Here is a 13,841-nt window from a genome sequence, read left to right as displayed (position 1 = left end):
ACAGGTCATATGACCTAACCCCTCCCCGATGCGCCCGACCAGGCTGAAGACGTCACGTAGCTGAAGACGCCACGTATCCGTCCCGTCGGGACCGGACGACAGAGAGGGGCCGCCGTGCAGGACGAGGTCGGCACAGCGCCGATACCGGGGCCGGACCTGGCCCGGCAGTGGGAGCAGGCGGTACGGCGGCGGCTGGCACCCGTGGACGTCACCCTGCCTGCGGGGGACGCGGCCTTCCACGGCACGCTCGGCTCCGGTGACGCGGGCCGGCTGCGCGTGCTGTCCATGAGAGCCGCACCGGTGCGGCTGAGCCGTAGCGCCACCGCCGCGTCGGATGCGCGAGACGACCGCCTGGTCCTGGTCCTCCAGGAGGAGGGCACCGGTGCCCTGCGGCAGGACGGCCGGGAAGCCGTCGTAAGCGCCGGGCAGCTGGCCCTGCTGGACCTGCGCCGGCCCTTCGCGCTGGACCAGCACACGCCGTTCCACCTGTACGCCCTGCGCCTGCCCGAACACGCTCTCGGGCCGTCCGCGCTGGACGTCCCGCGGGTCACGGGTCGAGCCATCCCCGCGGCGGACGGCGTGGCGGCACTGCTGCGGCCCCTCGCCACCCACGTCGCCCGCGGTGCCGGCGACCTCGCCGACCACGTCAGGGAACGCCTCGCCGGTCACCTCGCGGACCTCGTGGCCACACTCGTGGACGAGCAGGCGCGCGGGCACGGCGAGAACGCGCCCGACACCCCGCGCGCCCTGCTGATCGCCGAGATCCGCGCCCATATCGACGCGCGGCTGCGCGACCCGGCCCTGTCACCGGCCCGCGTCGCCGACGCCCACGGCATCTCCCTGCGCCACCTGCACGTGCTGTTCGAGGATGAGGACACCACCGTGCACCGGCTCATCCAGCAGCGGCGGATCGAGGAGTGCGCACGCGAACTGCTGCGCCGCGCACGCGTCACCCGCACCGTCTCCGCCGTCGCCCGCGGCTGGGGCTTCGCGAACGCCGCCCATTTCAGCCGCGCCTTCAAATCCGCCTACGGCTGCTCTCCGAGCGAGTGGCGCAGCGCGGGGGTTGCGCCGGGGGTGCGGAGCCGGGGACGTGCGGGCGCCGGCGCGATCTGACCCGGACGGAAGTCGAGGCCGGTGAAGTCGTGAGCCCGTGCGGACGGCTCGAGGGGCTCTTGGGTGTGCCGGTCCCGGCGTTCCGCGGTGGGGCCCTCAGCCGCCGCGGACGCGGCCGCAGGCCTGCAACCGGATCAGTGGAGCGTCTCGTTCACTGGCCCACCCGGCCGTCCACGCACTCGCGCAGGAGGTCTGCGTGGCCGCAGTGGCGGGCGTATTCCTCGATGCGGTGGACCAGGAGTTCCCGTACGGCGATCCGTTCCCTGCCCACGTGTTCGCCCAGGTCGGGGTACGCGGCCAGCGCGGCGTCGGTCGCGGCCTGCTCGCGTTCCAGGTCGGCGAACGCGGCGTCGACCACCGCCTGTTCGCCGACGGCGTCGTCGAAGTCCGCGTCCCGCTTGCCGTACAGCTTCGGCAGCGGGTCACCGTCCGTGATCCAGTTGCGCCAGTTCCGCTCCACCTCCGCGAGGTGCCGGACCAGGCCGAGCAGGGACATCGTCGACGGTGGCACCGACCGGCGGGCCAGCTGCTCCGGGCTGAGGCCCTCGCACTTCATGCGCAGGGTCAGGCGGTAGTTCGTCAGGAAGTCCTGCAGGGTCGGCAGTTCGCCGTCCGGACTCGGGCCTTCGCTGTTGCGGGGATCGTCGTCCGGATTCGCCCACATGTCGGGGTACACGGTCGCCTGGGTCCATCGCGCGGGTCGCTCGGTCATGCGTGGCATGCTGCTGCACAAGTATCCGTATCCGCCACCGAGTTATTTCCCGGCCCGGGCCGGGGGAAGTCGTTTCGTACGAACCCGCCAGGGCATCCGCATCCCTATGCATCACGACGTGCCCGTGCAGGCGTCCGAGGGAGGCGGGTCGAGTCCCGTCCTCGTGCCGATTCTGTGCCTCTTGCTGGTCATGGGGGTGATCCAGGTCGTGCGCCCGCAGCTGCTGTGGCGGCTGAACAGCCGCCTCCAGCGGGGCTGGGTGAAGGATCCCGAGGCGACCGAACCCACGCGGAAGGGGTACGCGGTGCAACGCGTGACCGGGCTGGTCTTCCTGGCCGTGGCCACCTGGACGCTGATCCAGCAGTTCTGACGGCGGACGGCCGGTCAGCGCAGCGTGATGTGGGGTTCGAACGCGTCCAGCAGCAGCTCCCGCATACGGGCCGTCGACATGTCGCCCGTGCCGGCCAGGACCTGGATCGCCAGGCCGTCCACCATGCCGGTGAACCGCCCGGTCAGGGCCTCCGCGTCGGCGCCCGCTCCCATGCCCTCCCGCTGGCAGGCGCGCACCAGGTCGAGCACGATCTGCCGCCAGCGGGCGTAGACGGTGCTCTGTCCCGGACGCAGGGTCGGGTCGAGGATCGCCTCGTTCCACGACTGCACCCACACCGACCACTCCTCCACGTCCTCCTCGCCGGCCGGCAACTGCACCTCGATCAGCCGGCGCAGCTTCTCCACCGTGCTGCCCGCCGTGCGGAACTCGGCCTGCAGACGGGTGTGGAAGCGCTCGGCGTAGTACAGCAGGGCGGCCCGCAGCGCGTCGTCCTTGGTCGGGAAGTGGTAGTGCACGGTGCCCGTGCTGGTGCTGCACGCCCGGGCGATGTCGGCGACGCGCACCTTGTGGAAGCCGCGCCGGGCGATGAGGCGGGCGGTGGCCTCGAGGATCTGGGCCCGGCGCGCCTCGGCGTCCAGCGCGTCGGCCCGCCGCCGCGGACTCGCACCGGCGGCGGCGTCGCGCGGCACGGGAGGCCGTCCCGCGCCGGTGCGCAGATACCGCAGCGACACCTTGCCGACCTGCGCGATGGCCGCGACCTCGTGCTCCTTCAGCCGGCGGCTGCCGCGCAGCGCCTTGGACAGCGCGGTGGGGTCCATGCCGATGCGGTCGGCGAACTCCCGCTGGCTGATCGGAGCCGACGTCACGACCAGCCGCGCGCGGTCCGCCAGGGTCGGGGCCCCGGTCTCGGCGTCCCCCGCCGGGCCGTGAGTCGCGGTCATGCTGCGTGGTCCCTTCAGCCGTCCGCCTGCAGGGAGGCGATGACGTCGTCGGCGGCGCGGTAGCCCGAGGATATCGCGCCGTCGATGTACCCGTTCCAGACCGTGGCCGTCTCGGTCCCCGCCCAGTGCAGGGGCCCGGTCGGCTCCCGCCAGCCGCGCCGGCCGTAGCCGGTCCAGCCGCCGGGGGTGGTGTACGCCTCGTATCCGCCGCGGGCGAAGGCGTCCTGGGACCAGACCTTCTCGGTGTAGTCGAGGGGCTGTGCCGCCTCTTCCCCCACGACGCGGCCGAAGGCGGCCAGTACGGCGTCCCGGCGTGCTTGCGGAGCGAGCTCGGCCCATCGGGTGAGCCGGTCGCCGTACACGAAGCCGACGAGCACGCCGGGGGTGCCCGCGGGCGGGGAGTTGTCGTAGACGACGCCGACCGGCCCGTCGTCGTAGAGCGTGGCCGTCCCGGACAGGCCGCGGGCGCGCCAGAAGGGCGTGTCGTAGAGGGCGTGGACCTTGGCGACGCGGCCCATCGGGCTGTGCGCCAGCCACCCGTCCCGGCTGACCGGAAGGCCGGGTGCGAAGCGGATGGCGCGGACCGCCTGCGGCGGCAGCGCCACGATCGCGCGGCGCGCCTCGACCACCGTCGACGCCGTGTGCACGCGGACGCCGCCGGCGTCGTACTCGACCGCGGTGACCGGCTCGCCCAGCCGCAGCCGGTCACCGAGCAGAGCGGCGACCGCGCGGGCGGGACCGGCCGCCCCCGCCGTGAAGCGGCTGTCCTGGGCGCAGTCCCGCGTCTCCATCAGCTGCTCGTAGCCCCCGGCGGCGGCGATGTAGAACAGCACGTGGAACAGCGAGATCTCGTACGGCTCCGCGCACCACACCCCCTGGACGGTGAGCGCCAGCCGGCGGCGGGCGTCCGGGTCGCCGGTCCGCGCCCGGAAGAAGGAGTCCGCCGTGCACGCGTCGAACTCCTCGAAGCGCGGGGTCCTCCAGGGCGCGGCGGTGTCCACGGTCCGCGCGAGGTCGTCCAGGAGGGCGGTGACGCGGTGGTACTCGGCGATGCCGGGACCGTCGTCCGGTGCCGGCCCGGCGTAGGGGACCGCGGTGCCGTCGTGCCACACCTCGATGTGCTTGCCCGCGTCCCAGGTGGGGAACGTCCCGCAGCCGAAGCGTGCGGCGAGCGCGAGCAGATGCTTCTGCGTGGGGCCGACCCACTGGCCGCCGTGATCCAGCGTCAGCCCGGCGCCCCGGGTCTCGCTGAGCACGCGTCCCCCCACCCGGCCGGCGGCCTCCAGGACCGCGCAGTCGACGCCCGCGTCCCGGAGCCGCAACGCCGAGGCGAGCCCGGCATAGCCGGCCCCCACCACCACGACCTCGGATTCGATCAGGTCCGTCCCTGTCTCTTCCCACATGGTCTCTTTCCACATGGCGGCCGAGCATGACGCAAGACTGACGTAAGCGTCAATGCTTGCGATCCATGGTGTCGGCGGCATTGACACCCGGCCCTTGTTCCGCATCATTGACCCGGGAATCAATATTGCGATTCCGATGATGTCGGGCGCTCCACGGCCGAGTCCGGTGCGCGCCCCGTGGAGGCCCGCGCACCGGCGCGTCCGGACGCCGCAAGGGCCCACTGTCGCGAAAGGCGCGGCCCGGGCCGTCGGCCTTTCACCCCTCGAGACCCTGGATAGGGGGTCGATGATGGCAACCACCGCACGCACCACATCGGACGAGGACGCGGGCGGAGGGCTGCGGACCGGCGCACTGTCGATGGCGACGAGCCTGATCCTGTCCGTGGCGTCGGCCGCGCCCGCCTACAGCCTCGCCGCCACGCTGGCCTTCATCGTGGCCTACGTCGGCTTCCAGGCGCCGGTGATCGTACTGCTCGCCTTCGTGCCGATCCTGTTCGTCTCCTTCGGCTACGCCGCCCTCAACCGCCGCAACCCCGACTGCGGCACCATCTTCACCTGGGCGGGCGGTGTCCTCGGTCCGCGCGCCGGCTTCATGGGCGGCTGGGCCGTCATCGCCTCCTTCGTCCTGGTGATGGCGAGCCTGGCCCAGGTCGCGGGGCAGTACGTCTTCATCCTCTGCGGCGCGGACGGCATCGGCTCCGACCCCGCCAGCCCTTGGGTCCTGGCCGTGGGGCTCGGCTGGATGGCCCTCATGACGGCCGTCTGCTACCGCGGCATCGAGGTCGCCGCCGCCGTCCAACGCGCGCTGCTGTTCCTGGAGTTCGCCATGCTCGTGGTGTTCTCGGTGGTCGCCCTGGTACGCGTGTACGCCGGACACGGCGCCCCCGGCGCGCGGCGGCCGAGCCTGGCGTGGCTGAACCCGTTCGAGATCCCCTCGGCCGGCGCGTTCGTCAGCGGCCTGGTCATGATGCTCTTCATCTACTGGGGCTGGGAGACGGCCGTCACCGTCAACGAGGAGACCGCCGACCGCCACCGCACCCCCGGCCGGGCCGCGGTGTGGTCCACGATCGTGCTGCTGGCGCTGTACCTGGTCGCGACCGTCGCGACCCTCGCCTTCGCCGGCGTCGGCACGACCGGGGTCGGACTCGGCAACCCCGACAACTTCGGCGACGTCTTCTCCGCGATCGGGCAGGCCGTCTTCGGCACCGGCGCCCTCGGAACCTTCCTGTGGCACCTGCTCGTCCTCATGGTGCTGTCCTCCGCCGCCGCGTCCACCGAGACGACCGTGCTCTCCCTCGGCCGCACCCTCCTCGCCATGGGCCGGCAGGGCGCCGTACCGCGCGTCTTCGCCAAGACCCACCCGCGCTATGCCAGCCCGCATGTCGGCACCGTCGCCATCGGGCTCGCCGGAGCCGTCTGCTACGTCGTGATGAACCTCCTCGCCGATGGCCTGGTCATCGGTGACGCCGTGTCCTCGTGCGGCTTGATGATCGCCTTCTACTACGGCCTCACCGGGCTGACCTCGGCGTGGGCTTACAGGGGAGGTGGTCGGCGCGGCGCCGGGGACCTCTGGCTGCGCGTCGTCCTGCCCGCGGTGGGGGGAGTGGTGCTGCTGGCGGCCGGTGCCTGGAGCCTGGTGAACGACTGGGACCCGGCGAACAGTTCCACGTCCTGGACGCTTCCCTTCGCGCCTCACTGGCACATCGGCGGGGTCTTCCTCATCGGCGCGGGCGCGCTCGCGGCCGGCTGGCTGCTGACGGCGGCCGGCGCGCGCCTGGCACCCCACTACTTCCACGGCACATCCCGCCGCACCCCGGCCACCGCCGGCACCACCCCGGGCGACTGATCCCCCGACTGAATCTTCATTCAGCACGCACGGTCATTGACAGGGGTGACCCGGCCTCCGAATACTGACTGACGATTCAGTAGAAGCCGCCCCTTGAGACGTCGGGACGCCGAGAAGTCCCCCTTCCTCGTGTCTGGAGAGGTCATGTCAGAGCTGCCCACCGAACTGGTCCCGCTGACCCAGGAACAGCGGGACATCGTCGATCTCACCCGCTCCTTCGCCCAGGAGGAGATCCGGCCGAGGGCCCGCGCCGTCGACGAGGCCGACACCGAGACACCCTGGGACCTGTGGCGCAAGGCCGCCAAGGTCGGCATCACCGGGTTCATGCTGCCGGCCGAGTACGGCGGGGGCGGCTTCACCGACGTCTTCACCCAGGTCCTGGTGCAGGAGGAGCTGTGCGTCGGCGACCTCGGCATCGGCAACCTGCTGTGCTCCAACGGCTTCTTCGCCGACCCGCTGCTGGAACTGGGCACCGAGGAACAGCAGCGCACCTGGCTCACTCCGCTCGCCGGCCCCGACACCCCCATGACGTCGCTGGCCACCACCGAGCCCGGCGCCGGCTCCGACGCCGCCTCCATCACCACCACGGCCACCCGCACCGCCGGCGGCTACCGCCTGAACGGCCAGAAGGCCTGGATCTCCAACGCGGGCGAGGCCGAGCACTACGTCGTCTTCGCGAAGACCGACCCGGCGCAGCGCTCGCGCGGCGTGACCGCGTTCCTGCTGCGCAAGGGCACCGACGGGATGGAGTTCGGCGAGCCGATGCGCAAGATGGGTCAGCGCGCCATCGTCTGCCGGGAGATCTTCCTCAACGACGTCTTCGTCCCCGAGGAGGACCGGCTGGGGGAGGAGGGCCGCGGCTTCCACGGCCTGATGCGCACCTTCGACATCTCCCGCACCGTGCTCGGCGCGGCCGCCACCGGCGTCGCCCGCGCCGCCTACGAGTACGCCCGCGACTACGCCAAGAGCCGCGTGCAGTTCGGCAAGCCGATCGTCGAGCACCAGGCGGTCGCCTTCCGGCTCGCGGACATGCGCACCCGCATCGAGCAGGCCCGGCTGATGACCTGGCGCGCCGCCAAGCGGCTCGACGCCGGTCTGGACGCCACCGCCGAGGCCGCGATGGCCAAGCTCACCGCCTCCGAGACCGCCGCCTACTGCACCTGGGCGGCCGTGCAGACACTGGGCGGCTGGGGCTACTCGCGCGAGTACCCGGTGGAACAGTGGATGCGGGACGCCAAGCTGGAGGAGATCGAGGAGGGCACCTCCGACATCATGCGCCTGGTCATCTCGCGGAGCCTGTGATGACGTCCGTGACCACCGCGACCGCATCCGGCGCCACGACAGCCCCCGCTCCGGAGGCCGCGACCGGCGCCGCATCCGAGGCCGCGGCCGCCACCGCATCCGAGGCCGGGCGCACGAGTGCCCCGGTCGGCGCGCTGACCGGCGGCGAGGCCCTCGTGCGGGCGCTCGCCGCGCACGGCGTGACCCGGGCGTTCGGCATTCCCGGCACCCACAACCTGGAGATCTACCGGCACCTGTCCGGCTACGGCATCGACCACGTCAACCCCCGCCACGAACAGGGCGCCGGGTACGCCGCCGACGCCTACGCACGCGTCAGCGGGAACCCCGGCGTGGCCCTGACCACCACCGGACCCGCCCTGCTGAACATCGCGGCGGCCGTCGGCCAGGCGTACTCCGACAGCGTGCCGTTGCTCGTCGTCTCGCCCGGCATGCCGCTGCGCCACCCCCGGCAGCCGACCGGACTGCTTCACGAGATGCGCAGCCAGACCGAAGCGCTGCGCGGCGTCGCCGCCTTCAGCCACCGCGTGTCCTCGGTGGACGAGATCGGCGCCGCGGTCGCCCGCGCCTTCACCCTCTTCCGTACGCAACGGCCCCGGCCCGCGCACATCGAGGTGCCGCTGGACCTGCTCACCACGGCGGAGCCGGCGGGCCCGGTCAGGACCGCCCCGCCGGCCGCGCCGGCGCAGCCCGCCGCCGACGCCCTCGCGGCCGCCGCCGAAGCCCTGCGCGCGGCGGCCCGCCCGGGGATCGTCCTGGGCGGCGGTGCACGCGCGGCGGCCGGCGAATGCCTGCGGCTCGCCACGGCGTTGGACGCGCCCGTGGTGACGACGGCGAACGGCAAGGGCGTCGTCGCGGAGACCCACCCGCTGGCACTGGGCGTGTCCCTGCACAGCCAGGCCGTACGGCGGTGGCTTCAGGAGCGGGACGTGATCCTCGCCGTCGGCACCGAACTCGCCGAGTCCGACGTCTGGGACGCCCCGCCCTCGCTGAGCGGCACCCTCATCCGCGTGGACATCGACCCGGCGCAGATGTACGCGGCCCTGCCCGCGCACATCCCGCTGGTCGCGGACGCCCGCACCACCCTGCGCGCACTGCTGGCCGCCCTCGGGCAGGACGACGACAGCCCGAGCCCGGGCCCCGGCGACGCCCGGAGCGCCGCCTCCCCGAGCGCGGACACCGACGCCGCCCACCGCGCCGTCGCCGCCCTGCGCGCCGAACGGGACGCCGAGACGCACACCCGGGACGCGCACCTGCTGCCCTGTCTCGCGGCGATCCGGTCGGTGCTCCCCGACGACGCGGTGCTGACCTCGGACAGCGCCCAGTGCTGCTACTACGGTGCCCTCCCGCACCTGCCCGTCGGCCCACGGGGCCGCTATCTGCACCCGACGGGCTTCGGCACCCTCGGCTACGCCCTGCCCGCGGCCATCGGCGCCAAGACCGCCGACCCCGCTCGGGCGGTCGTCGCGCTCAGCGGCGACGGCGGCCTGCAGTTCTCCGTCCAGGAACTCGCCACCGCCGTACAGCTGGGACTGCCGCTGCCCGTCGTCGTCTTCGACAACGGCGGCTACGGCGAGATCCGCGACGAGATGCTCCACCGTGGCGACCGCCCCGTCGCGGTCGACCTGCCGCCCGTCGACCTGCCCGCCCTGGCCCGCGCCTACGGTGGCCACGGCGTACGCGCCGACACACCCGGCGCGCTCGCAGCCGCGCTGCGCCACGCCCTGAGCACCCCCGGTCCCACCCTCATCACCGTCCCCGAGGAGCCCTCGCGATGACCACGCCCCCCACCACCTCGCCGGCCGCCGCCGGACACCAGGAAAGCGGACCGCGGCGGCCCGGGGCGGACGCGCCCGCCCCGCTGGTCTCCCTCACCTGGACCGACCATGTCACCGGCCGCCAGGGGTTCCTCGTCATCGACCGTCTGGTGCGCGGCGTCTCCAGCGGCGGCCTGCGCATGCGCCCCGGCTGCACCCTGGAGGAGGTCACGGGCCTGGCCCGGGGCATGACGATGAAGGAGGCACTGCACTACAACCCGCAGGGCCGCTACATCCCGCTCGGCGGCGCCAAGGGAGGCATCGACTGCGACCCGCGCGACCCCGCCGCCCACGGCGTCCTGGTCCGCTACCTGCGCGCCGTGCGCCCCTACGTCGAGCAGTTCTGGACCACCGGCGAGGACCTCGGCCTCACCCAGGACCTCGTCGACCGGGCCGCCGCCGAAGCCGGACTCGTCTCCTCCATCCAGGCGGTCTACCCCCTCCTCGACGACGAGGAGGCCGCCCGCAAGCGGCTCGCCGACGCCTTCGCCATCGACGTCGACGGGATCGGCCTGGACGAACTGGTCGGCGGCTGCGGGGTGGCAGAGTCCGTACTGACGGCGCTGGACCACGCCGGAGTCCCGTACGAGGGCACCCGGGTCTCGGTGCAGGGCCTGGGCACCATGGGCGGGGCCACCACACGCTTCCTGGCCCGCGCCGGGCTGCGGGTCGTCGCGGTCGCCGACATCAAGGGCACCATCGCCAACCCGGACGGCCTCGACGTCGAGGCGCTGCTCGCGGCCCGCGACGGCCACGGCAGCGTGGACCGCGCCGCACTGCGCCCCGAGGACCGGGAACTGCCGGCCGGGGCCTGGCTGACCGCCGACGCCGAGGTACTGGTCCCGGCCGCCGTCTCCTACGCCGTGGACACCACCAACCAGGCCGGGATCACCGCCCGCTGGATCGTCGAGGCCGCCAACATGCCCGTGGTGGCGGAGGCGGAGGAACTGCTGGCCGCGCGCGGCATCACCGTGCTGCCCGACGTCGCCGTCAACTCCGGTACCAATGCCTGGTGGTGGTGGACGCTGTTCGGAGACATCGGCGCCGACGCCGACGAGGCGTTCGCCCACACCCGGCGCTCGATGCGGGCCCTGGTCGGCCGGCTCCTGGCCCGTGCCGAGGCCGAGGGCTGCACGCCCCGCGCCGCCGCACACGCCCTGGCCGCCGACCGGCTGCCGGTCATCGCCGAGCGCTTCGGAGTCTTCCGTTGACGGCCGCGGACATCGAACGGGCCACTCGCCCCGCAGGGCTCGCCCCGCTCTTCGACCCGCGGTCGGTGGCCGTCGTCGGCGCCTCCGACAACCCGGCGAAGTGGGGGTACTGGCTCGCCTCGGGCGCGCTGACCGGCCGCCGGCGCCGCCGGGTGCACCTGGTCAACCGGCGGGGCGGCACCCTGGACGGCACACGGTTCCTGCCGGACCTGGCCGCGCTGCCGGACACCGTGGAGCATGTCGTGGTTGCGGTCCCCGCCCCACAGGTGCGCGGCGTCGTCAGCGACGGACTGGCCGCCGGCGCGCGCTGCTTCACCGTCATCACCTCCGGCGGCGCCGGCGCCGACGAGGAGCGCGCGCTGGCGCGGCTGGTCACCGAACGCGGCGCGCGCCTGCTCGGACCCAACTGCATGGGGGTCGTCGACACCACCGCCGAGCTGCGCCTGAGCTGGGGGGACTTTCCGGCCGGCCAGGTCGGACTGGTCTCGCAGAGCGGCAACCTCGCCCTGGAGATCGGCCGCCTGCTGGCCCGCGCCGGGCAGGGCTTCTCCCGTTTCGTCTCCCTCGGCAACCAGCGGGACATCGACGCCACAGACGCCCTGGAAGCCCTGATCGACCACGAGCCGACCAAGGCCATCGCCGCGTACGTCGAGGACTTCCGCGACGGCCGGCGCCTGGCACGCGCCCTCACCGCCGCGCACGCCGCCGGCAAGCCGGTGCTGCTGCTCACCGTGGGCCGCAGCGAGGCCTCCGGACGGGCCGCGGCCTCCCACACCGGCGCCCTGGTCACCGCCCGGGCGACGGTGGAGGCGGTGTGCCGCGACGCCGGTGCGCTGCTGCTGGAGTCGGCGGGCGAGGTCGTGGACACGGCCGTATGCCTGCTGGCGGGTGCGGGTGCGGGTGCGGGTGCGGGTGCCGGTGCGGGTCCGGGTCCAGGTGCGAGGGGTATGGACGCGGGCGGCGGCGCGGGTTCGCGTCCGAGCGCCGGTAGCGCGCGTCAGGCTCCCGCCGCACAGGACCCGCCCGAGGGCCTCCCCGGCGCCCGCCGTGCCCGTGTGGCCGTCGTCGGCGACAGCGGTGGGCAAGGCGCCCTGGCCGCCGACGCCTTCGCCGCCCGCGGCCTGGACGTCCCGCCCCTGTCCGAGCCCACCCGCGCAGCGCTCGCCGCGCACCTGCCGGCCGGTGCCGGCTGCGGCAACCCCGTCGACCTGGCCGGCGCGGGCGAGGCGGACCTGACGGCGTACGCCCGCATCGCGCGGACCCTGCTGTCCTCCGGCGAGGCCGAAGCGGTCGTCCTGACCGGCTACTTCGGCGACTACGCCACCGCCAACCCCGCGCAGGAACAGCAAGAGTGCGCCGTAGCGGCCCGACTCGCCGACGCCGCCGAGCAGTCCGGCCGTACCCTCCTGGTCCACACCATGGCCCGGGACACGGCCGCCCTCGCCGTCCTGCGCGGCCGCGGCATCCCCGTCTACGAACGCATCGAGCACGCCGCGGCCGCCCTCGCGGGCACGGAACACCTGCGTACGACCACACCGGCGCCCCCGGCTCCGCCCCAGCCGCCGACGACCGCGCCGACCGTGGCCGACGGCGGCTACCGCACCGTCCGCGAGCTGCTGCGCGGCTACGGAATGGCCTTCCCCGACGCCGAGTTCGTGCGGAGCGCCGACGAAGCGGTGCGCGCCGCACGCCGCATCGGACACCCGGTCGTCCTCAAGGCCATGGGTCTCGCCCACAAGACGGAGGCGGGCGGCGTGGCGCTCTCGCTCACCGGCGACCACGCCGTACGCGCCGCCTTCACCGCGATGCGCGCCGCGACCGGCGCCGACCACTACGCCGTCGAGGCGATGGCCGCCGAGCCCCACGCGGTGGAACTCATCGCCGGGGTGCGGCGCGACCCGGCGTTCGGCCCCGTCCTCATGGCCGGCATCGGCGGCGTACGCGCCGAACTCCTCGGCGACGTCGTGCTCGCCCTCGCCCCGCTCACCCCGGAGCAGGCCCGCGACCTGCTGCGCTCGCTGCGGCACGCCCCGCTGCTCGCCGGCTGGCGCGGCGCCCCGGCCGTCGACCTGGACGCGGCGGCGCAGGCGCTGTGCGCCCTCGCCCGGGCCGCGGTCGACCACCCCGAACTCGCCGAGCTGGAAGTCAACCCGCTGCTCGTCCACCCGGGCGGCGCCCTCGCCCTGGACGCGCACGCGGTCCTCGCCCCGACCGAAAGGCCCCGCACATGACGACCCGCGACACCGCGGAGTTCACCGGCCGCACCTACATTGTCACCGGCGGCGGCAGCGGCATCGGCCGCGCGATCGCCCTGGCGCTCGCCGCCGCGGGAGCCCGGCCCGTCGTCGCCGGACGCACCCCCGAACGCCTCGACGAGACCGTCGCCCTGGTCGAGAAGGCCGGGGGCAGCGCGCTCGCCGTCCCCACCGACGTACGCGACCCGCAGGCCGTCGACGCACTGGTGGCCGCCGCGGTCGACCGCTACGGACGCCTGGACGGGCTGGTCAACAACGCCGCGGGCAACTTCGTCACGCCCGGCATCGACCTCAGCCCCAACGGCTGGCGCGCGGTCGTGGACATCGTCCTCAACGGCTCCTACTACTGCACCCGCGCCGTCGCCCGCCATCTGCGCGAGACGGGCAGCGCGGGCTCGATCCTCTCGGTGATCGCCACGTACGCCTGGCACGGTCACCCGGGCACCGTCCACTCCGCCGCCGCCAAGGCGGGTGTGCTCGCCATGAGCCGCACCCTCGCCGTCGAACTGGCCCCGCTCGGCATCCGGCTGAACTGCATCGCGCCCGGGCCGACCGAGACGGACGGGGCCGGCGCGGCGCTCTGGGCGACACCCGAGGCACGTGCCGACGTCCTCTCCTCCGTCCCCGCGGGCCGCTTCGCGCGCGTCGAGGAAGTCGCGGACGCGGCGCTCTTCCTGCTCGGCGACCGAGCGTCCTATCTGACCGGCGAGTGCCTCACGCTCGACGGCGGACAGTGGCTGGGCAAGCAGATCTACGGCCGCACCACGACGACGGCGTAGCCCTCCGGCGGACGACCGGCGGCGCGGCCCCCGCCGTGCCGCCGCTCAGCCATGCCCTGCGTGTGTCGCTGTTCGGCCGAGCCCTCCGCGTGGAGCCGCTCGGCCGAGTCCGTGTCGCTGTCGCGCACCCG

11 protein-coding genes are annotated in these 13,841 nt (G+C 74.0%); 8 read left to right on the top strand and 3 right to left on the bottom strand.

The genetic code is table 11. The features are described 5' to 3' along the window. Window positions 1–114: 114 nt before the first annotated feature. Window positions 115–1,116 (top strand): AraC-like ligand-binding domain-containing protein, encoded by a 1,002-nt coding sequence (locus tag ACZ64A_RS23880; protein ID WP_469812912.1) that lies wholly within the window; start codon window positions 115–117, stop codon window positions 1,114–1,116. A gap of 151 nt (window positions 1,117–1,267) precedes the next feature. On the opposite strand, the gene ACZ64A_RS23875 is transcribed toward ACZ64A_RS23880, so the two are convergent. Continuing rightward, window positions 1,268–1,828 (bottom strand): DinB family protein, encoded by a 561-nt coding sequence (locus ACZ64A_RS23875; protein WP_469812910.1) that lies wholly within the window; start codon window positions 1,826–1,828, stop codon window positions 1,268–1,270. 181 nt (window positions 1,829–2,009) lie between these two features. Here ACZ64A_RS23875 and ACZ64A_RS23870 point away from each other — a divergent pair, with 181 nt between their 5' ends. Then, window positions 2,010–2,198 (top strand): DUF6199 family natural product biosynthesis protein, encoded by a 189-nt coding sequence (locus ACZ64A_RS23870; protein ID WP_469812908.1) that lies wholly within the window; start codon window positions 2,010–2,012, stop codon window positions 2,196–2,198. A 14-nt stretch (window positions 2,199–2,212) separates the two neighbouring features. On the opposite strand, the gene ACZ64A_RS23865 is transcribed toward ACZ64A_RS23870, so the two are convergent. Beyond that, on the bottom strand, window positions 2,213–3,100 hold the full coding sequence (locus ACZ64A_RS23865; RefSeq protein ID WP_469812907.1) for a TetR family transcriptional regulator C-terminal domain-containing protein: 888 nt from the start codon (window positions 3,098–3,100) through the stop codon (window positions 2,213–2,215). Between the two features lie 14 nt (window positions 3,101–3,114). Then, window positions 3,115–4,503 (bottom strand): flavin monoamine oxidase family protein, encoded by a 1,389-nt coding sequence (locus ACZ64A_RS23860; protein WP_469812905.1) that lies wholly within the window; start codon window positions 4,501–4,503, stop codon window positions 3,115–3,117. Between the two features lie 289 nt (window positions 4,504–4,792). Here ACZ64A_RS23860 and ACZ64A_RS23855 point away from each other — a divergent pair, with 289 nt between their 5' ends. The 6 genes from ACZ64A_RS23855 to ACZ64A_RS23830 all read left to right on the top strand — a co-directional run bounded on the left by ACZ64A_RS23855 (window position 4,793) and on the right by ACZ64A_RS23830 (window position 13,710). After that, on the top strand, window positions 4,793–6,349 hold the full coding sequence (locus ACZ64A_RS23855) for an APC family permease (protein ID WP_469812903.1): 1,557 nt from the start codon (window positions 4,793–4,795) through the stop codon (window positions 6,347–6,349). Between the two features lie 144 nt (window positions 6,350–6,493). Next, window positions 6,494–7,651, top strand: a complete 1,158-nt coding sequence (locus tag ACZ64A_RS23850) for an acyl-CoA dehydrogenase family protein (protein ID WP_469812902.1) — start codon at window positions 6,494–6,496, stop codon at window positions 7,649–7,651. Further along, entirely contained in the window at window positions 7,651–9,426 is a 1,776-nt protein-coding gene (locus ACZ64A_RS23845) for a 5-guanidino-2-oxopentanoate decarboxylase (protein WP_469812901.1), read from the top strand. The genes ACZ64A_RS23850 and ACZ64A_RS23845 overlap by 1 nt, the downstream gene beginning before the upstream one ends. Next, window positions 9,423–10,676 carry a Glu/Leu/Phe/Val dehydrogenase dimerization domain-containing protein gene (locus tag ACZ64A_RS23840; protein ID WP_469812899.1) on the top strand — a complete coding sequence of 418 codons (1,254 nt, stop codon included), beginning with the start codon at window positions 9,423–9,425 and terminating at the stop codon, window positions 10,674–10,676. The genes ACZ64A_RS23845 and ACZ64A_RS23840 overlap by 4 nt, the downstream gene beginning before the upstream one ends. Further along, window positions 10,673–12,907: an acetate--CoA ligase family protein gene (locus ACZ64A_RS23835; protein WP_469812898.1), complete on the top strand. Its 2,235-nt coding sequence runs from the start codon at window positions 10,673–10,675 to the stop codon at window positions 12,905–12,907. Before ACZ64A_RS23840 ends, ACZ64A_RS23835 begins: the two co-directional genes overlap by 4 nt. Further along, the gene (locus ACZ64A_RS23830) at window positions 12,904–13,710 is read left to right on the top strand and encodes an SDR family oxidoreductase (RefSeq protein WP_469812897.1); all 807 of its coding nucleotides are present in this window, start codon (window positions 12,904–12,906) and stop codon (window positions 13,708–13,710) included. Before ACZ64A_RS23835 ends, ACZ64A_RS23830 begins: the two co-directional genes overlap by 4 nt. Window positions 13,711–13,841: the final 131 nt, after the last annotated feature.

The organism is Streptomyces sp. NPDC104814 (assembly GCF_055583185.1).
The sequence above is the reverse complement of the archived record's forward strand: the minus strand, read 5'-3'. Positions and strand labels throughout refer to the sequence as shown.

Bases quoted from the DNA above. Each gene is read 5' to 3' on its own strand.
- ACZ64A_RS23855 (WP_469812903.1), top strand. From the start codon at position 4,793: ATGGCAACCACCGCACGCACCACATCGGACGAGGACGCGGGCGGAGGG.
- ACZ64A_RS23875 (WP_469812910.1), bottom strand. From the start codon at position 1,828: ATGACCGAGCGACCCGCGCGATGGACCCAGGCGACCGTGTACCCCGAC.
- ACZ64A_RS23830 (WP_469812897.1), top strand. From the start codon at position 12,904: ATGACGACCCGCGACACCGCGGAGTTCACCGGCCGCACCTACATTGTC.
- ACZ64A_RS23850 (WP_469812902.1), top strand. From the start codon at position 6,494: ATGTCAGAGCTGCCCACCGAACTGGTCCCGCTGACCCAGGAACAGCGG.
- ACZ64A_RS23845 (WP_469812901.1), top strand. From the start codon at position 7,651: ATGACGTCCGTGACCACCGCGACCGCATCCGGCGCCACGACAGCCCCC.
- ACZ64A_RS23860 (WP_469812905.1), bottom strand. From the start codon at position 4,503: ATGTGGGAAGAGACAGGGACGGACCTGATCGAATCCGAGGTCGTGGTG.
- ACZ64A_RS23840 (WP_469812899.1), top strand. From the start codon at position 9,423: ATGACCACGCCCCCCACCACCTCGCCGGCCGCCGCCGGACACCAGGAA.
- ACZ64A_RS23865 (WP_469812907.1), bottom strand. From the start codon at position 3,100: ATGACCGCGACTCACGGCCCGGCGGGGGACGCCGAGACCGGGGCCCCG.